General features: G+C 39.6%; 18 protein-coding genes. 5 read left to right on the plus strand and 13 right to left on the minus strand.

The features are described from left to right. The first annotated feature begins 1,404 nt into the window (after nt 1-1,404). The gene (locus FAZ15_RS12240; RefSeq protein WP_136901586.1) at nt 1,405-2,667 is read left to right on the plus strand and encodes a glycosyltransferase family 4 protein; all 1,263 of its coding nucleotides are present in this window, start codon (nt 1,405-1,407) and stop codon (nt 2,665-2,667) included. Further along, a complete protein-coding gene (locus FAZ15_RS12245) occupies nt 2,645-3,916 on the plus strand; it encodes a glycosyltransferase (RefSeq protein WP_136901587.1) in 1,272 nt (423 codons plus the stop codon). Before FAZ15_RS12240 ends, FAZ15_RS12245 begins: the two co-directional genes overlap by 23 nt. A gap of 1 nt (nt 3,917) precedes the next feature. Here FAZ15_RS12245 and FAZ15_RS12250 read toward each other — a convergent pair whose 3' ends face one another. The 4 genes from FAZ15_RS12250 to FAZ15_RS12265 all read right to left on the minus strand — a co-directional run bounded on the left by FAZ15_RS12250 (nt 3,918) and on the right by FAZ15_RS12265 (nt 7,776). Next, nucleotides 3,918-4,565, minus strand: coding sequence for a glycosyltransferase (locus FAZ15_RS12250; protein ID WP_136901588.1), 648 nt, complete (start codon nt 4,563-4,565; stop codon nt 3,918-3,920). A gap of 174 nt (nt 4,566-4,739) precedes the next feature. Continuing rightward, nucleotides 4,740-5,972, minus strand: coding sequence for a glycosyltransferase (locus FAZ15_RS12255; RefSeq protein ID WP_136901589.1), 1,233 nt, complete (start codon nt 5,970-5,972; stop codon nt 4,740-4,742). Between the two features lie 171 nt (nt 5,973-6,143). Next, nucleotides 6,144-6,962, minus strand: a complete 819-nt coding sequence (locus FAZ15_RS12260; protein ID WP_238387236.1) for a glycosyltransferase family 2 protein — start codon at nt 6,960-6,962, stop codon at nt 6,144-6,146. After that, entirely contained in the window at nt 6,955-7,776 is an 822-nt protein-coding gene (locus FAZ15_RS12265; protein WP_136901591.1) for a glycosyltransferase family 2 protein, read from the minus strand. The genes FAZ15_RS12260 and FAZ15_RS12265 overlap by 8 nt, the downstream gene beginning before the upstream one ends. Nucleotides 7,777-7,869: 93 nt before the next feature. Between FAZ15_RS12265 and FAZ15_RS12270 the strand changes: the two genes are divergently transcribed. Beyond that, the gene (locus FAZ15_RS12270; RefSeq protein WP_136901592.1) at nt 7,870-8,661 is read left to right on the plus strand and encodes a glycosyltransferase family 2 protein; all 792 of its coding nucleotides are present in this window, start codon (nt 7,870-7,872) and stop codon (nt 8,659-8,661) included. Nucleotides 8,662-8,684: 23 nt separating this feature from the next. Continuing rightward, nucleotides 8,685-9,890, plus strand: a complete 1,206-nt coding sequence (locus FAZ15_RS12275; protein ID WP_136901593.1) for a glycosyltransferase family 4 protein — start codon at nt 8,685-8,687, stop codon at nt 9,888-9,890. On the opposite strand, the gene FAZ15_RS12280 is transcribed toward FAZ15_RS12275, so the two are convergent. The 9 genes from FAZ15_RS12280 to nuoH all read right to left on the minus strand — a co-directional run bounded on the left by FAZ15_RS12280 (nt 9,887) and on the right by nuoH (nt 19,139). Next, entirely contained in the window at nt 9,887-10,894 is a 1,008-nt protein-coding gene (locus tag FAZ15_RS12280) for a glycosyltransferase family 9 protein (protein ID WP_136901594.1), read from the minus strand. The genes FAZ15_RS12275 and FAZ15_RS12280 overlap by 4 nt on opposite strands. A gap of 6 nt (nt 10,895-10,900) precedes the next feature. Continuing rightward, on the minus strand, nt 10,901-11,506 hold the full coding sequence (locus tag FAZ15_RS12285) for a DUF4254 domain-containing protein (RefSeq protein WP_136901595.1): 606 nt from the start codon (nt 11,504-11,506) through the stop codon (nt 10,901-10,903). A 37-nt stretch (nt 11,507-11,543) separates the two neighbouring features. Then, nucleotides 11,544-13,034: an NADH-quinone oxidoreductase subunit N gene (locus tag FAZ15_RS12290; RefSeq protein WP_136901596.1), complete on the minus strand. Its 1,491-nt coding sequence runs from the start codon at nt 13,032-13,034 to the stop codon at nt 11,544-11,546. A gap of 9 nt (nt 13,035-13,043) precedes the next feature. Beyond that, complete coding sequence (locus FAZ15_RS12295) at nt 13,044-14,648, minus strand: complex I subunit 4 family protein (protein ID WP_136901597.1); 1,605 nt, start codon at nt 14,646-14,648, stop codon at nt 13,044-13,046. 1 nt (nt 14,649) lies between these two features. Beyond that, nucleotides 14,650-16,656 (minus strand): NADH-quinone oxidoreductase subunit L, encoded by a 2,007-nt coding sequence (gene nuoL, locus FAZ15_RS12300; protein ID WP_136901598.1) that lies wholly within the window; start codon nt 16,654-16,656, stop codon nt 14,650-14,652. Next, the gene (nuoK, locus tag FAZ15_RS12305; RefSeq protein WP_136901599.1) at nt 16,656-16,961 is read right to left on the minus strand and encodes an NADH-quinone oxidoreductase subunit NuoK; all 306 of its coding nucleotides are present in this window, start codon (nt 16,959-16,961) and stop codon (nt 16,656-16,658) included. Before nuoK ends, nuoL begins: the two co-directional genes overlap by 1 nt. Continuing rightward, complete coding sequence (locus FAZ15_RS12310) at nt 16,958-17,500, minus strand: NADH-quinone oxidoreductase subunit J family protein (RefSeq protein WP_136901600.1); 543 nt, start codon at nt 17,498-17,500, stop codon at nt 16,958-16,960. Before FAZ15_RS12310 ends, nuoK begins: the two co-directional genes overlap by 4 nt. Continuing rightward, on the minus strand, nt 17,501-18,004 hold the full coding sequence (locus FAZ15_RS12315) for a 4Fe-4S binding protein (protein WP_238387237.1): 504 nt from the start codon (nt 18,002-18,004) through the stop codon (nt 17,501-17,503). A 61-nt stretch (nt 18,005-18,065) separates the two neighbouring features. Continuing rightward, the gene (gene nuoH, locus FAZ15_RS12320) at nt 18,066-19,139 is read right to left on the minus strand and encodes an NADH-quinone oxidoreductase subunit NuoH (protein WP_136901602.1); all 1,074 of its coding nucleotides are present in this window, start codon (nt 19,137-19,139) and stop codon (nt 18,066-18,068) included. A 182-nt stretch (nt 19,140-19,321) separates the two neighbouring features. Between nuoH and FAZ15_RS12325 the strand changes: the two genes are divergently transcribed. Further along, nucleotides 19,322-20,101 (plus strand): META domain-containing protein, encoded by a 780-nt coding sequence (locus tag FAZ15_RS12325; protein ID WP_136901603.1) that lies wholly within the window; start codon nt 19,322-19,324, stop codon nt 20,099-20,101. Nucleotides 20,102-20,185: the final 84 nt, after the last annotated feature.

Raw genomic sequence — 20,185 nt, forward strand, 5'->3', positions numbered from 1 at the left:
TGATTAAATAGTTTATTTTAAAGTTTTTTATTCTTTACTGCATTTTTATTTTGTGCATTCGGTTTATTTTTATTGGTGTTTTGTTGTTTTTCGCTTAATTTGATTGTTTTTGTTTGTTTTTCAGTCTTCGGTAGTTGTTATTGGTGTGCTGGAGTGTTGATTTTGATTAAAATAGTGTGTTAAATGGTGGGCGTGGCGCAATGTCGAACTGTTTATTCGTCTTGGTGGTGTCTAATTATATTACACAAGTGAAATACAAAGTAAAAACGAGCGTTAAAGTATCGGTGATCTGTAGGGACTAACTTCGCCCTTTGTTCGGACGTTGTTCGGATGGTTTTCGCCCGGTACGTTACCCCTGCCTTACCTTTGTCTTAGGGCTGCCTTACCTTTTCTTGGATAGCCCTAAGATACAACTAAGCCAATCCTAAGGCAGCCCTAATATAATGGGCGAAGAAGGTCGCCTATTGGTCAGGAGAAAAGCAGAAGGAAACCAGTTTAGTTTGGTCGTAAATATGGAAACCTTTATAAAAAGTGTAAATCGTCGTTTGGTTAATACTCCCACAATGCGACAGAAACAATATACATTGCCGACTTTTTACTCTCCATTTATCTAATTCTGCTTTCTTAAAAGAAGCTATAGGCTCTTTGTCAGCATAATATGCGAAAGCATTTTTATTAACTGCATTACTAATAGCCAATAGCAACTCACTATCAATACTTTCTCTCTCAAGGATATCTTTTGCAGTATTGGAGACCTTGTTGATTTTACGACCAAGAGTTGTAGGATTCAAATTAGCTTAAGCATCGGCCACGTCGTGCCGATGGCGGACACCGCAAAAGAAGGAGTTTGGCACGTCCGAAACAGCGTCGTGCTTACTATTACCCGCATTGTGAGGGCTATCACCTCACCAAATGGACGGAGGGGGAGTATCATAGAAGCCAGTGGTGAGATTATACGCTTAGGAATATAGTATGTTGGGAGCTTTTGTAAAACGCCTTAACTATTCATTTCGTCCTCCATTGAATTCGAAATTTAATTCATTTCTGAAAAGCTATATAAAAATACGGCATCAGTGCTTCCCGATATGGATTTTATTCTTCCGGATTTCTCCCTATCAAAGCGATCGCAATAGTTTATCTTGATGTCACCGACAGATTTTTTTTAAGTTCGGTCGAATCAACATCTCTTAATACGTAGTAATTTAATAAAATGCTCTTTCCTTCTTAAGTTTGATTGTGAGAGGTTCAAATTTAATGGATATTTCAGCACTTTTGGTTAAATCATCAAATACGCAAATTAATTAATTCACGTTGTTGACATATTACTAGTAGCAAAAATGCCTACTTGTTCGTTTCGCTAATGTATTCATAATTCTAAATTCTCTATTTTTGTCAGAAAATTGTATGTCCCAAAAAATCGCAATAGTTGTACAGCGTTATGGTGTTGAAATAAATGGTGGAGCAGAGCTACATGCTCGATTGTTGGCAGAACAATTATCGGCTCATTATGAAGTTGATGTGTTAACAACAACAGCGTTTAATTATTATCGTTGGGCAAATCATTATACCGTGGGTACGGAAATTATAAATGGTGTCCGAGTTAAAAGATTTTCAACAATAATGTCTTCGAAACGCCAGCTTCGAAGGGCTCTGCGGGGTATCTTTGGAAATAAGAAATATTTTAAATTATTGGCACGACTGGGGCTGTTGGAGTTTCTAGATAGAAAATATCATATAAAAACGCCCTCAAAAAGGGATATAGATTACTGGTTTGTAAAACAAGGCCCTTATTGCCCGGATTTGATAACGTATATCAAGACAAATAGGGATAACTACGATGCGTTTATATTTTTTACCTATCTTTATTACCCAACCGCTGTTGGGATGAGGTTTGTTCCTGAAAAAAGTATTTTTATTCCGACAGCACACGATGAGCAGATTATGTTTACAAAACCGTATGAGGATATTTATAGTATTCCCGCATTTATAATGTATAATACGGTGGCAGAGAAAAATTTGGTTGAATCTAATTTCAAAAAAGTTGTGAATAACAGTGATATTGCTGGTTTAGGGTTTTCTGCCGCTGCCGTGAATTTAAAGAATGTAGATTTATCAGAAAACATGGATCTCTCTGCGCCTTTCTTTGTTTATATCGGAAGAATAGATTCTAACAAGGGCTGTGACGAACTTATCTCGTTATTTGAAAAATACGCCGAGGAGCAAAAAAATGTTAGATTGGTCATGATCGGGACTAATTACATGGGCGTGGAAGAAAATAAAAATATAATTTTGACAGGATTTGTAAACGACGATACTAAAAATTTTTTGTTAAAAAATAGTCAAGGGTTGATTATACCATCGAAAAATGAAAGCTTATCTATGGTCACATTGGAAGCAATGGCCGAAGGGAAGACAGTAATTGTAAACGAAAATTGCAAAGTACTTAAGCAACATGTGCTGGATAGTAAAACCGGATTCTACTACAGCAACTATGAAGAATTTAAAGTGGCTTTGAATAGCACATTAGCGTTAACCGATGCGTCTAAGGTAAAAATAGCTGAACGAGCAAAAGCGTACGTCGAGACAAACTACAGCTGGGATAATATAATCGAAAAATTTAAAATAGCGTTACAGGGCATTATTGATGGAAAGTACAATGGGAATTAACTTTTATGGTCTTACCGGCCTGGAAACAGGATTGGGAGAGGCAGCAAGAAATAATATTGAAGCACTTCGGCGGTCTGGATTATTGGTTAACGAGATTGACATCTCAGCGTCAGCGTATAATGAAGTGCAAACACCAGAAGATACAATTAATATTATTCAAATCAATCCGGATAATCTAGATTCTTTTTACGAGAGATACGCACATAATGTATCACAGGGTAGTTATAACATTGCTTTTTGGGCGTGGGAGACAGAAGAATTTCCAGAAGAAGACTTGAAGTATTTTACGTATTTCGATGAGATATGGACACCGTCGGGTTACTGTCAGAACGTTATTTCAAAAAAAAGTCCTGTCCCGGTGCTAAACATGCCGCATGCAATACCGGTTGAGGAAAGGAGTGACGGATCTGAATATTTACGCAGGAAAGTATTAGGAACAAGGGAGAATACATTTATTTTTTCATTTTTTTTCGACTATAAGAGCCAGATTATCCGTAAAAATGTTCTTGGTGTTATAGAAAGTTTTCGAAAAGCATTCGGTTCCAACGCCGCTAATGTAAGTTTGTTATTAAAGACCTATCCTTCAGAGCATCATTTACATGAGAAAGCTATTATTGAAGAAAAAATTGGAAATGACCCGTCTATCGTCCTTTTTGAAGAAAGTCTGGAAAGATCTGAACTTCAGGATTTATTAGGTATAACCGATTGTTACGTGTCACTACATCGTTCCGAGGGATTTGGACTGACGATGGCGGAAGCTATGGCCGTTGGTAAACCTGTGATAGCTACTGCTTATTCCGGAAATATGGAATATATGAATGTCAATAATGCGCTGCTTGTCAAATATAAAATGACAACGTTGACTAAAGCAGTAGGCCCCTTCCCGATAGGATCCGTATGGGCAGATCCCGATTTGGATCATGCGGCTGTTTTGATGCGCCGTGTTTATGCACGAGAGTTTTCCGAACAGGAAATTACCACTGCTGCAAAAGCTCAGATCCAGGGTAGTCATAATTTGTCTCGTGTAGGACAGCTTATGTCAAACAGGATAACGCTGATTACACGAATGCTCCAAACGCGAACTAGGTCTAATTTTGAACAAGAGACACTTTTATTGCGTATAGAAAACGATCTTCTGAATACTAAGCTTAATAAAATTAGAAATATCAGTTTTGTAAAGTTAAAATTGAAATTCAAAAATTTAAAAAACCGGTTAACCGGAAAGAATAGAAAATATATGTGGGAGTAACCTATATACTATCATAGAATGTACTTTGTGAACGTTGCCTTTCAATATTTTTGATATGAAAAAGGCAATATTCATAATTTTTGGTAGGCAGGTGTTTGAGCTGTGAGTAGTTGTCCAAAACCTCATGAAGCTTATTTTTCCATCGTATCTTTCCATTGTTTTTAAATATTCGGAATTGAAAATCTGGAAAGTTCAGATACCCATCATCATTCTTTTCCCATTTCCAGTTTTTGATGTCTTCTTCTGTTATGCCCCTTACGATATTAATGCGGGGAAGGAGAATACAATCTGCTCTGGAGTTTGTAAATAGAAACCATTTTAGCTTTTGTATCAATGTTTTTTGGGGATATTCATCTGCGTCTATTTGGAATATATATGTTTTTGTTGCATGTGCTATCAAATTGTTTTTAAAACTAGCAAAATCACCATTTAGACGCGATTGTATGCACTTAATCGAAGGGTACTGATTGATTAGCGCAGAGACTTGCATATTTTCTGGATTGATATCTTGCAGTACAATAATTTCATCACGTTCGTCGATTAGGGGGACGAGTATATCTAATAGTGTTTTTAGTTCATTGACCTCGTTGCAGGCCGTTATTCCATAGGTTATCGTGGGTAGACGAAATAAATTTGAAAAGATATCCATCGTTTTATTAAATGTTAATTTTATAAGTTATAGGTGTTGGATCCCGTCTGTTATACAAGTTGTTTTATTTCGGACAGCGTTTTCGATTGCTTATTTCACCTTTAAAATCTTAAATACTACAGGATGTAAATTTTTAAAATGATTTTTGTCGCTTTGATAACAGGTATACAAGGCTTAAGATTCTGTCAATATTTTAAATCTTTCTCGAATAGTGTCCCATGAATAGTTTTCTTTAACATATTTTATGGCTTTATTGCTAGTATTATACTTTTCTGTAGGACTACTATTAAGTGCAGACTCTAGTTTTTCTAGAAAGTCTGATTTAGACAAGTAATACTGGGAAGCAAAATCACTGTCTATACAGTGTTGCTTTAAAACTTCAGATTTGCCATTTACTAAAGAAGGTTTTCCTAACTGCATAGCTTCCAACAATAGAAGGGAAAGACTTTCTCTGTCAGAGGGATTTATAACTAATTCGGCGTGTTGGATAAGTGCGGTCTTTTCAGGTTCTGAAACAAATCCAGTATAAAAGATGTCGGGATGATCGCTCTTTTCCATAAATAATCCGCCTGTTAACACCAATTTAACGTCGTCTGAGATATCACGTTTGTACTCCGTAAACCAACGTATTAAATTCCCAATTTTCTCCTCTGCTATTCTCCCGAAATAAAGGATGTACCGTTCTGGTAAATCAAATTTTGCTTGTATATAACTTTTGCTTTTCGGTTCTGATAATTCTGTTCCTACAGCAAGAATACTATTGGTGGCCATTTGTTTGCCGAATATCTGATAACATAGTTCCCGCTCGGCTACAGAATTGAAAGCAATATGTTTTACCGTAGTAAAAATGTGGGTAAGATAAGAACGGAAAAAATCACCTTCTTTATGAGCTGTAGGAATTAATATTGTTTTATCGGGGACTAACTTGTTAATAAAATAAAAGTTAGGACAAGGATACGAAATCATAAAAATAGCTCTGTATTCGTTTTGGTTGCGAAACACATAATCGATTAAATCAGGTGAGTAAAGGCCATGTGCTTTTAACATATTGGTTTCAGCTTTCAGGGAAATATCCCATTTCGGAAATAAACTTGCACAAGCTTTCAAAAGGCCAATTTTATAGATAAATCGCCTTATTTTTCTACCAATACGACTTCTGTTATATAAATAACTGAACTTAATTGAGTTGTAAGCGTCGGTTTTAAATCTTCTGACTGTGACATTATTTATTATTTCAGTTCCTTCGGAATAATAGGGAGCAAACGTTATGTAATTGTTTGTTGTCGATGTTAAAACTTCCACATGAAAGGTTTTGGATACATTTTCTGCAAGCATTTTACAATGTTTCTCCGCCCCGCCATTAACTTCGGATCCATATAGTCCAACAATAAAGCAAATTTTATCCATTCAGTATTTACATTTTCTGTTTTATATGTTAATTGTCTCTACTTAGCTAGAGATATTAACGTTTTTTTTAACATATAGTTTCTTTATATATACATCAAAATGATGAAGACAAAGATTCTATCTAATCTGTTTACTATTATAACGTATTTCTATAGTGAAATGTGTACAACACTAATAGAATAATTTAGTTTTTTTTATTCCGTTAGCGATCCAGCGTAGGTTATCTCGATTTGAAGTAAAAAGAATTGTCTCATTCTCAGGAAGGTTCTCTTTGTTGTTTTCTTTATGGAAAATATGATAGGCTATGGCCCCGAATTTTAGGAATCTTTTTTTAATACCATTGTTGATTAAACGAATGGCTAGCTCGGCATCCTCACTGCCCCAGCCTTGAATGGATTCATTATATCCATTGACGTTAATCAAATCCTTCTTCCAAAAAGACATGTTACAACCCCTTAATGCCCGGGGTTTATTTTTCTTATAGCGGTCAGCCATTATTTTCGAGAGAAAAGGAATCCGCAAACTGTTCAAAACCGACCCCAACGGGAATTTGAGTTTATTAAGTTTTTCTATAGCAGGCTGATTCAATAGTTGTGCACTATACGCTTGCGATAATAATACGCGGCTACCACATAAAAACGTATCCTTTTGGGATAATGCCAAATGATCTTTTATAAATTCTTTATCTATGATAATGTCTCCATCTATTTGTATGATATAGTCGTATTGAGCTTGAACAATAGCTTTATTGCGTATAGCACTTAATCGAAATCCATTATCTGGGTGCCATACATGGACAATAGGTATTGGAGAATCCTTCTTTAATTGTTTAATAGTTTCTTGGGTAGCATCTCCGGAACCGTCATCCGCTATTAGGATTTCATCCGGAAGATGCGTTTGCTTAAAAATACTCTGTATGCATTTCTCTAAAGCTGCTGGCCAATTGTATGTCGATACAATTAGGCTGATGGTGGGAATTTCCTTACTCATTTCTGCCATCTTTTAAATATTTATCCATGCCGAATTCCGTCCATGATACACGTGTTTGTAGCGCATCCTCCAATAATCGTCTATTCTTATCCTCTAGCTCGCCCTTGTTTTGCTCGGGGTGGTAAATATGATATACGATTGCCGCAAATTTGATGACGGATTTTTTTACGCCGTTGTTTATCAATCGTAGCGTAAGATCACTGTCCTCGTGCCCCCAGCCTTCAAAATTTTCATTGTACCCATTCACAGCTATGATATCTGTCAGCCAAAAGGACATATTCGCTCCTCGTGCGTAATACTCCGGATAACGGTTTTTGTATTTAGTTAGCAGGTAGTTAGATAAGAATACGGACCGGAAACCATTTTCCCTTCTTGCAATATCGGAATGTAAAATATTAATGTTTACAGTTTTGGAATTCAAAAGTTTTTTTGAATAAGTTGGCCCTAGCAACACTCTTGACCCTTGTAATAGCCTTCCTTTTTTAGCGGCAGAAAGGTGATCTTCTATAAATCGCTTATGCAAAATGACATCCCCGTCAATTTGTATAATATACATTTTCGAGGCGTACGAAAAAGCCTTATTTCGAATGGTAGCAAGTTTAAATCCACTATCCTCATGCCATACATGAATGACGGGAACAGAAAGAACTTTTTTAAATGAATCAATTATCTCCTTCGTGGGAGCACGAGAACCATCATCAGCGATTATTACCTCGGAAGGCATAATTGTTTGCTCTTGTATGCTTAATAGTGTTAACTCTAAAGCTTCTGGCCAATTGTATGTGGATATGATAAGCGAACATTCTTTAAGCATTGTAACGTTTTATTATTTCTGGTCGTGTTGTTGTTATTAATGTGTAACCGGAATGATGCAAAAATACAGAATAGTAAGTACATTTGAAATGGAATGGAGAATTGTACCCTTTTAATCTCAACATATAATTGGCCGCAGGCATTCGATCTATGTTTGCAGAGCGTAATGAAACAGTCAAAGCTACCCAAAGAAATTGTTGTTGCCGACGATGGGTCGGATGAATTTACTGCTGAAATTATTGACAAATATAGAAAACTAAATAAAGTTCCTATTAAGCATATTTGGCATGAAGATCTGGGGTTTCGCAAGTCTCTCATTATGAATAAGGCTGTTAAATGTGTTAGTTATGACTATGTTATACAGATAGATGGGGATGTCATTCTTGATCGGAACTTTATAGAAGATCATTTAATTGTAGCCGAGAGAGCAGCTTTTGTGCGCGGTACACGCGCTCATATCCGGGAAGGACATGTTAAAAAGATGTTTTTGAGTGCGCAGACTGATTTTAAATTTTATTCTAAAGGGATTAAAAATAGGTTTAACGCTGTTCGTTGGCCTTTGTTTTCGTGGCTGGTATCGAAAAAAGAGTTTTCGGGTAGAAGTGTTAGAGGATGTAATATGGCATTTTGGAAAGCAGATTTCGTGCGGGTGAATGGTTATAATAATGACTTAAAGGGTTGGGGACATGAAGATGAAGAACTTGCCACGAGATTGGTGAACAATGGAATCATTAAAAAATCCATTAAATTTAGATGTATTCAATATCATATTTTTCATCCGTTAGCTTCGCGGGAGCTTGAAAATGTCCATGATGACGTATTATTCAATGTGCGAAGGGATAAGAGAATAAGATGTGAAAATGGCTACGAAAACAGCTTGTTGTAAATAAATTAGACGTAGCCTTGGATATGAATGATCAGCAACACCCGATGAAATCTAAGAAGATTCTTTACTTTTTTCCTTTGAATCCATTGCATTCCAACGCTGGAAGTGTAACTAGGGCAAGGGGCATATTAACTTACTTTAAAAGTAGAGGTTATACCGTAGATTTTGTAAATAGTGATGATGAGTGGGGGAGAGAGTTAACGCTGGAAGACAGAAATAAATTGGTGTTTGAGGGATTGGCTCGAGCATCTTATGGTTTGTCTAGAAATCCTCCGTTGAAGAATATTTTTGGTTATCTCAGGTATCTAATTCCAGCGCTTTTTTTACGTAAATTATTAAAATATGGTACTAGTACCTTGAATGATTACAATAATTTCAATCGTAGAAAGCAATTCAATACTATTTTAAAGCGAGATAAATACGATTATATTATAATAAGCTATGCTTATTGGGCAAATTTGATTAAGGGTAACTCCTTTGTATCCCATGCTAGACTTATCATAGATACACATGATTGGTTGACCGCACAAGATCAATCTCGCAAACGTTTTGAAATAGGAAGAGGATTTTCGGACGAAATAGAAAGATTGAATCTTTTTGATGAGATATGGACCGTTTCATCTGATGAGCAATATGTTTTTGAACAGTTCTGTAGAAAGCCGGTTCATCTTATACCGATAGGTTTTGAATCAAACTTGTCATCTGGGGTACAAAAAGGTAATAGCAATATACATTTTGATGCAATATATGTTGCAAGTGATAATATGCATAATATTAAAGCTTGTAATTGGTTTTTCAGATATGTATATCCATCATTACCAAAAGAGATTTCATTTTGCATTATTGGAACGATAAATAAATATGTACCTGATCTACCGAATGTGACCAAAGTGGAGTATGTTGAAGATTTAAATGATTATTATTATCGTTCAAAACTTGCTATATGTCCGATGCTATCCGGGACAGGAGTAAAAATTAAAGTAATTGAAGCACTTTCTTACGGCTTACCGGTGGTGTGTAATAGAAGAGGCGTAGACGGGTTAGTGAATAAGACAGAGAATGGATGTGTAGTAACTGATGATGGGGATGATTTTTCTAGATTAATTTTACGTTTATTGCGAGATAGCGAATTTTATGAGCATGTTAGGAATGATGGGCAACTGTATTTTAATCGACATCATTCGATAGAAGCAGTATATCAGAATCTGGACAACAGATTTGCGTACTAACTTCCAATCTTCTCTACCACCATCTCCACCGTTACCAAGTCAATGGCTTCCACACCGTCGCAGTTGCAGGGTTTGTTCCCGTAGACGGAGCTTGGGCGTGCCGGGTGTGCTACCTGTATGCAATCTTCTAGAGATTGTCCATAACCCAGAAAACCCGAATAAGGATGTGTCGCTCCCCAGATAGACACACATCTCGTGCCAACTAATGAAGCCATATGCATACCCGAGCTATCCATACTGACCATCAGATTTAAATTAGCAATAATATCCAGTTCCTGTGCAAGCGAATATTGGCCAACCGTGTTTATCACATGATCATATTGATTCGACCAGTTTGCACAAATCTCTTTTTCTGCTGCGCCGCCGCCGAATAGAAAAATGCTATAATTCTTTTCCGAAAGTTGTCGGATAAGATCTTCCATTTTGGCTAATGGAAACACTTTGTATGGATGTTGCGCAAATGGAGCTATTCCGATGGTCTTGACACCTGATGCAAAAATAGTAGCATATTCTTCGGGAGCTTCACGATTTACGCGGGGTAATTCATGATCTAATTTCAGGTTGTAACCCAGTCGCCTGAAAACATCTGCATAACGCTCTGTTGTCGGTTTTAAGGGTTTTAAAACTTTGTTTTCCCTCCGTGTCAATGCTTTTTTCTCCGATCTCCCTTTGTCTAATATACGGACAGAATAATCTGAGGTAAGGAATAAAAAATCTAGAAAACGGCTTCGCAGATTGTTGTGCAGATCTGCCACATAAAATGATTTATAGTTTTTAAGTTCCCGGAATAAGCGATATAACCCGAAGACTCCTTTATGTTTCCCTTTGGGATCGATAGCATGAAAATGAATACGGGGAATATCCGCGAAGAAAGGAGCAAATAACTTGCGCGATACCATAACGATTTCCACATCGCTGTGCTGGGCGACAAATTCTTTCAATACCGAAGCGACCATAGCGACGTCGCCCATAGCCGAAAAGCGGGTTACGATGATGCGCTTCATGGCTACTTATTTTTGTGCACCGTAAAGAACAGGGTTCAGATTTGGATCATTGTACATTTTCATCTGCTTGTATACCTTCATGTACTTTTTACCTGTTGCGATATCGCTTAGCAATTCGTCAATACTCTGCGAAAGATCCTTGCGTTGCTCCAATAGGATGTCCAGTTTTGTTTGACAAGCTTGGATATGTTCGGCAGAGACATCCTGACGGATTGTTTCCTGTTGCATGTGATAGATTTTTAAGGCTAAGATCGACAGACGGTCTATTGCCCAGGCCGGACTTTCCGAGTTGATCCGGGCTTCGGCCGATGGTGGCACGTCGGCAAATTTTTGCAGGTAATAGCTGTCAATATATTCAACAGTATCTGTGCGCTCCTGATTTTGTTTATCAATACGTCTTTTCCAGTATAATCCTTCTTTGGGATCGATATCGGGATTACGTACCACATCTTCCATATGCCATTGCGCCGTATCAATCCAACATTTCAAATACAAAAGGTGCTCCAATGTAGCTGAATCGTAGGGATTCTCCATCGCCGCATCGATATTATCATGAACGTGATAATCATCTATAGCACGCTGGAATATGGTGTTTGCAGTTGCACTAATCATGATGCAAACATAGATAAAGTTGGTTTTAAATACAAGTTTACTTAAACAACCCTAACAGAAAATCCGGAAAGATCCCTATAGTGAACACCAATGCCGTTAACACAATACCTATTGCGATAATAAGACGAATGGGCATATTGTTGTTCTGGTCAGATTGGCCATCCCTTAGAAACGCGTAGAGGGGGATTTTAAAATAGTAGAACAAGGAGATCACAGAAGTTAAAGCCCCTGTAATGAGTAATAGTAAATAAGGCAGATCTCCGCTGGATTGATATCCTTCGAATACCGATGTAAACACGAGCAATTTACCGACAAAGCCTGCCGTAGGGGGGAGACCAATTAAAGATATGCCGATGAAGGTGAAACAGGTAAAAACGATCGGCATTTTTTTTCCCAAACCGGAATAAGATTCAAGTGTCGTAGCTCCCGTCTTCTGTTCCAAGGCATCGATGAATGCAAAAGCCGCTAGATTCATGAGTACATAAGCGCATAGGTAAAAAAGCAGTATTGCAGGATCTCCACTTGGAGCCACTAAAACTGCCATTAGCAGGAATCCGGTATGCCCTATGGAAGAGTAGGCCATCATACGCTTCACATTCTGTTGGCGCAAGGCGATGAGGTTACCGGCTAGCATGGTGATGATAGCGACTACGGTTAAAAATAGAACGGTCAACTCGCCGAAATAGAAAGGTGAGGATGCCCAAGCCTGTATAATACGGGCCAATAACACGATCGCGCCAACTTTAGGAACGGTAGATAAGAATGCAGTGACCGGTGTCGGTGCACCTTCGTACACATCCGGTGCCCAGGCGTGAAAGGGTACAAAGCTTAATTTAAATCCTATTCCCGTAAACACGAATAAGAGGGCAATGCTCGTCATCACTTGGGGTGCGGCAGTTAATCCCTGTAGGTGGGCTAAGCTAACAAAATCTAGATTTCCCGTGAAACCATATAACAAGGATAAACCGTAGAGCATAACTGCAGCACAGACAGAACCGAAGAGCACATATTTCATGGCGGCCTCGGATTGTTTTTTGTGTTCGGAGAAATAACCTACCAAGATATATGAACTTATCGAAACGGTCTCGATGGCAATGAAAGCAAGCAGCCAGTTGGTCGTAATGGTCAATAGGTTAAGACCTAGTCCGGCTGTGAGCAATACGGTATATACGTCACCAAGATTCTTTTGGAAGATTTTGCCCTTAAAATGCTGCTGAATGAAAATTGTAGAGATAAATAGTGCAAATAGGATAATCCCTCTGGCAAAAACAGAAAAATTGTCAATGAGCAGCATGCCGAAGAATGCCGATGCGGGCTGATGCAATTGAGGCAGTAGACTGACAAAAGAAAAGATATAACCGATGATTGCAATAAAGAAAGAAGACTGCTTCCATAGTCGATCGGTGAACAGGGTAGCACCTATTGACAATAGAAAGGCCGTAATCAGTGCAAACTCCGGCTTGAATAGCGGGATAGATGCAAGGATATGATCTAAAGTGTCGGATAGGTGAAGGGCTACGTCTCTCATTTTCTAATCCTAAATATATTGTGTTACCAAAGCTACTAGATTCAATACTGAGCTATTTAACTTATCGAAAATCAGCGAGGGCATAATACCGAGAAGCAAAGCTAAAGTAAGCGTTGGAAATAAAATAAGCTGTTCTCGTTTACTAAGATCTATTAACGAAGAAGCCCATTCTTCACCTCCTTTTAATCTGGTCTGTCCAAAAAACATACGCTGTAATGTCCACAGTAAATATGCTGCACTCAGCAATATACCCAATGAACCGGCAATGGCCATCCAACGTGGAATGCCCGTACCAATGGATTCTGCATTAAAAGTTCCGATGATGACAAACGCTTCGCCTATGAATGCAGAAAATCCGGGTAATCCCAACGAAGCAAAAAATGCGATAGCGACGTAACCGGTATATTTCGGCATGAGCGAGGCTAGACCTCTAAAATTATAGATATAGCGGTCGTGAACACGATCATAGATGACACCTACTAGGAAAAATAAGGCGGCGGATAGGAAACCGTGACTTATCATCTGGAACATCGCCCCGGAAATTCCCTCGGCTGTTAACGACGCAATACCCAGTAGCACAAAGCCCATATGCGATACGGAGGAATAGGCGATCAACCGTTTTAAGTCCTTTTGTGCGAGTGCATTCAACGCACCATAAATAATAGAAACGATGCCGATGAGTCCCAGCCACCAATTGGCATCTACGGCTGCATCGGGAAAGATGCTTAAACAGATACGAATGATCCCGTATCCACCTACTTTTAATAATATACCTGCAAGGATAATGGATACCGGTGTCGGTGCTTCTACGTGTGCATCGGGTAACCAGGTGTGTAGCGGAACGATAGGTACTTTGATCGCAAAGGCAAAGAAGAGCACGATGAAACCGATCATGCGTGCGGGAATCCCAAATACTTCATTATAGTTGTTGATGTATGCGAAGAACGAGTTTTCTACGTAGTTTGCCGGATTCATCATGTGCAGCATGTTAAAGGTATGTGCGCCGGTATCGGGATTGATAACCGAGAAATAAAGCCCGACGATAACGAGCAGCATGAATACAGAACCAAAAAGGGTATAGATAAAAAACTTGATGGCTGCATATTCACGACGTGCCCCGCCCCAAATTCCGATCAAGAAGTAGAGTGGCAGCAGCATCACTTCATAAAATACATAAAACAGGAAAAAATCCAGCGCACAGAATATACCCATTACGGCTAGATTCAATACCATTAACAGTGAAAAATACCCTTTGAGACTTTTTGTGATATGCCATGAAGCACCAATGGCCATCAGCATCACAAATGCACTCAAGGCCAGTAGCGGGAGAGAAAATCCGTCTACACCCAAGAAATAGTCAATTTCTAATGTGCCCAGTGTACCCAGATCCATCCGTATCCAGGATAGCTGCTCAACGAACTGATAACCTGTGCGGGTATTAACACCAGTAGCTGCGGCATCAAACTGACTATACAGATACCCGGCTAAAGCAAATTGGGCGCCCGTAAACCCAAGCGCTATATACTTGTAGCTATGACGTAATGAGGTCGGTAACAACAGGATAATTGCTGTTGCTGCCAATGGTAAAAATATGAGTAGAGAGAGTAATCCCATCTTATCGTATGATCAAATAAATTATTCCTATTAAAACTATAGTAAACGCAAACCCTAAATAATTTTGGAGTCTGCCATTTTGTATCCAGCGTAGCAGGTGTCCGATATAATATGTGGTGCCGGCTACGGTATTAACGAAACCATCGACGATATACCGATCAATCCAGCTACTGAAGGCGGATAATGAGCGAACGGCTGTCGCCGAGAAATTCACCAGTCCGTCTACGATATACCGATCAAACCAATAGCCGATATGCGCTAATGCCAGCGTAGACTCGACGAAGGTTTTATGGTATAGTTCATTTAAATACCCTTGATTGAGCGATGCTTGAATCCACCTGTTGTTCGGATTAAGCGGATAGCTGCCTTTGGTGTACCATCGCCAACCTATCCACCAAGCGATTAGTGAACCGCAGATTAGAATGATGGGTATAATAACATGCAGTGCATGAATTTCAGCGAAAGGGTAAGCAACAGATAGTCCCTGTAAGATGCCGGCATCGGCGTAGGATAGAGGGTTCCAGGAGAAGATGAAAAATAGGGCTCCCATACCTAAAAATAGCATCGGGATCAGCATAGCGCGTGGTGCCTCATGCAGACGTGTTACATCAAGGTCTTGAAGACGAAATTCGCCAAAGAAGGCTTTGAATATCAGCCTGCCGATGTAAAATGCGGTAAGGATACTGACCACAACTAAAAGAATCGGGATAATAAGATACAATCCTCCGTGGTGCAACGCCCATTCCCATGCAGTAATTACGATTGCGTCTTTTGATAGGTAGCCCGATGTAAGCGGAAATCCAGCAAGCGCTAAGGAGGCGATGGCCATCAAGCCAAAGGTCTTGGGCATATATCGGCGTAGTCCGCCCATATTCCGTAAGTCCTGTGGATCAAATTCCCGATTTTCGCGTGCCTTGAGATGTGCCATCTCATGGATGACAGCCCCGGCACAGAGAAATAGTAAACATTTGAAGAATGCATGCGTAGTAAGGTGAAACATGGCGGCATCCCAAGCACCTATGCCAACGCCTACCATCATATAGCCCAACTGGGAAATGGTGGAAAAGGCTAATATTTTCTTGATATCATATTGCCCTAGGGCGAAAAAAGCGGATGTAAGCGCTGTGATGGTTCCGATGATAGCGATGATGAGCAATACCGTTTCATTGAATAACGGAAATATGCTGGACAGCAAAAACACACCTGCAGCAACCATAGTGGCTGCGTGGATCAAGGAGGAGACGGATGTGGGGCCCTCCATGGCATCGGGTAACCATACATGCAGCGGAAACTGTGCTGACTTGGCCATAGCACCTAAGAAGAATGCAATACCCGCGACGGTCATCCAACCGCTGTTTTTATCGATTCCCTGCGTAAAGAAACCATCTGTGCCAAATAAGTCGACCAGATCTAAGGTGCCGAAGGTGGAAAAGATAATGGCAATACCGATCAGAAAACCTAAATCCCCGATGCGGTTCACGAGGAATGCCTTTTTGTTTGCCTGTACGGCTGCTTCTTTCGTAAACCAAAATCCGATCAACAAATAAGATGCAAACCCCACCAGCTCCCAAAAAATATACATCATGAACAGGTTTTTGGAAATGGTAAGCCCAAGCATGGCAAAGCAGAAGAGGCTGAGGTACATCCAATAACGATGTATTCCGGGGTCTCCCCTCATATATGATCTGGAATAGATGTGTACCGGTAGGGCAATAATACAGACAATAAACTGCATCAGTACACTGAGGTTATTCAATAAGATTCCTATGGTAAATGTTTTATCCCCGATGGTGAACCAATCGTATGTGGTAGATATAGCTGGGTTATCCCATACGGCCGTGAATACAAATCCACCACTGATGAGGGTGCTTGCCACGATGGCGATCAACGATATAATGCCTGACGTTGATTTCTTTCCTAGAATGGCCTGTATGACAAATGCAATAAGGGGCAATAACACCACAAGGATGCTCATTGAAATTGGCGATATCGTTAGCAAGTCTCTCATTAATCGCGCAGATCAGTAATATTGTCGGGATTGATGGTTTTATATTTTCGATATACGTTGAGGATAATTGCCAGACCAACGGCAACAGCGGCCGCAGCAAGGACAATGGCAAATAGCGCAAATACCTGGCCTCCATAATTCGCTTTATCGTACCTGCCGAACGCGACGAGGTTGAGAACGGCTGAATTAATCATAAGCTCTATACCTACTAATATCATGATAGCATTGCGTTTGGAGAGTACGGCATACAATCCTATACAAAATATGCAGGCACTCACGACTAGAAAATGGGTTAAGGTAATCATCTGTCTTCCTCCTTCCGCGATAAGTGGGCGGCACCAATAAGTGCCATCAGCAAGAATATGGACACCACTTCAAAGGGTAAAACATATTGTGTCATGAACTTTACACCCAATTGATTGATGTTATTGTCTGTCGGTTGAATGGTATTGCCCCGACGGATATTTTCGGTAATCCAATAGGGTGTATTCTCCTGCCATTCCGCAATGCCGTACAGCATGACGCCTAAGAACCCCAGTACAAGTAGGAGGGATTGGGCATTTGGCAGCGACAAAAATTGAGCAGATGTATGTTGTAGATCGGCCAACAGCTCTTTGTTGGAAAGCATGAATGCAAATATCATAAGAATCAGCACACCGCCGACATAGATCAGGATTTGGGTGATAGCAACGAAATCAGCCAAGGCAAAAAGAAATAATCCGGCCATTGCAAATAAGACAATGAAGAATAAAAACAGGGCACGGGCTGTATTTTTTAAACCGACTACGAGAAGTGCCGACCCGATCGATAAGGCTGCAAAAGCATAAAATATGACCTCTTCCATTTATTTCTTTTTGGCTGCCTCCTTGTCAGCTTGAAATCTCGTCCATTCTTCTTTACGTTGCGCAATTTCTTCGTCACTCATTTCCGCAAATCCATAGATTAAATCAGTCAATTTTGTCGTGCTGCGGTCGTATTGATCGGTCATGGTAATACATTCTGTAGGACATACTACGGTGCAGAGACCACAGTACATACACTTCGCCATATCAATATCAAATTGGGCGGCATATAGTCTTTTTACGCTGCCGTCCGACGTCTTTCCAATCGCTTCGGGAGATTTTACCGCTTCGATGGCGATGCAATCTACCGGACAGGCTTTTGCGCATAGATCGCAGACAATACAATCGTCTATTTCTACATCCAGTTGATAGCGTGCTACCTCGGGAATGGGCATGGATTCTTTTGGAAACTGTACTGTGGTTACACCTTGTTGCTTGTCGAAATATTGTGGGTCACGGATATCCAACGAGGTACGTGTTTTTCGCGCGCGCAATAAGTGCCTCACAGTTAAAAGTAAACCTTTTACTGCTGATGTAAATCCTTGTATAGTTGTTTTTATAACCACGTTATACCATTACTAAAATTCGCCAAATACCTGAAATTGCCATACATAGGAATGCGATCGGGATCATTACCTTCCAGCAGAGATTCATTAATTGATCTGCACGAAAACGCGGTAATGTCCAGCGTATCCACATTTGTATGCCTACGATCAAAAGGGATTTGGTCAATGTCCAGAAAATCCCCCAATACAGTCCTGTCGTCCACTCTGCTAGTTTCAACGCGCCTATATTCGGAAGCAGGGTATTCCATCCACCTAAGAATAACACGACACCCAACATCGCGACTAAGAACATCATCGCATATTCTGCAAGGAATACAAAGGCGAATCGTATACCTCCATATTCGGTATGAAAGCCACCAATTAGTTCCGATTCTGCTTCAGGAATGTCAAACGGAGCACGGTTGCATTCCGCTAGGGATGCGATGAAAAATATGATATATACAACGAGAAGATGTGGAGCTTGTAAGATATTCCAAGCAAATAATCCACCGACCTCTGTTACATCCCAGAGACCGAAAAAATATATCTGTTCTGTTGCTAATATACCTTGATTGAATACGATGTCATTCAGATTAAGTGTCTGTGTAATCATTACCGTTGCAATGAGGGAAAGGCCTACCGGAATTTCATACGAAACCATTTGAGCAATGGCTCGTATTGCGCCCAATAAGGAATATTTGTTATTCGAACCCCACCCCGCCATCAGAATTCCAATGGCATCAATAGACACGACGGCCATGATGAAGAAAAGCCCCGTATGGGTATCAGCTGGGATAAAACCTGGGCCCCAAGGCATGACACTGAATCCGATAAAAACGGCAGTAAAAATAATGACAGGTGCTAGGGCAAATAATATCTTATCAGCCGCACTGGGTGTAATGAATTCTTTTTGAAGGAGCTTGAGTATGTCTGCAATCGTTTGTAACAAACCATATTTTCCAGTTTCCATTGGCCCTAACCGGTCCTGGACGAAACCCGCGATTTTACGCTCCGCATAGACTGCAAAAAGCGTAAACAACGCAATAAAACCGAATATTGCGAGCGGTATGGTAATATGGATTAACAGATCAATCAAGATTCTCTTTAGAATAATTCTTAACTAGGTGCAAACATACGGAAAACAACACAAATGACAGCTATTTTTTAAAAAATATAGTAAGTTAGTAGATATTTTTGTGAAAGAATGTCGTCAGATTGTAGCAGAAAGATTAAACCTTCCGTTCGTTTGATTGTATATGTTATATAACAATAAATAAAATGAAAAAAAATTTTTTAATTGCAGCAACCATTCTTGTATTAATGATAACAGGTTGTAGAGCACATAAGATGCCGACTTTGGCCGATCAGTCTACGGATATGTTAGATAAAAAATGGCAACTTATTGAATTAAATGGAAAGCCGGTTGCAGAAAAAATAAACGGAAAAACACCGACCCTCGAGTTTCTAAGTAAGGATAAAAGATATGCTGCAGTTACGGGGTGCAATGGAGTGGGGGGTGAATTTGAAGTAGAGGGTAACAATAAAATAACGTTTTCTGCGGGGATGTCGACGATGATGGCTTGTGAAGATATGTCTGTCGAACATGGGCTGAGGGATGTCTTCGGTAAAGCAGATAATTTTGCGATAAGTGAGGGTGTTTTAAGTCTCAACAAAGCTAAGATGGCTCCTTTGGCAAAGTTTAAATTGATTGAAACTAAAAATGCTTCATTAGATGGTACTTGGGAATTGGACTATATATCGGGAGCCCGTATAGCTTTTGATGGGTTATATCCGAAAAAGAAGCCTACGATAACGTTTGATACATCTACGAATAAAGTGTCGGGAAATAGTAGCTGTAATAATTATTCAGGCGCTGTAACGTTGGATGGAAATTCGATTAAGTTTGGTCCACTTGCATCTACGAAAATGGCTTGTCCGGGTAATGGTGAAAGTACATTCTTTCAGACCCTTGATAAGGTTAATACCTATAGTGTAGATGGAAATACGCTCACCTTTATTATGGGGGATATTGCCATAATGCGCTTTCAAAAAAAATAAGAATTGCTCCAGTCATCTGGAGCAACATGAATCCATTTTTGTGAAAACTCCCAAAAGCCTTACGGCAGATGTAGGTTATGGGAG

This window comes from Sphingobacterium olei (assembly GCF_005048855.1).
GTDB classification, from domain to species: domain Bacteria; phylum Bacteroidota; class Bacteroidia; order Sphingobacteriales; family Sphingobacteriaceae; genus Sphingobacterium; species Sphingobacterium olei.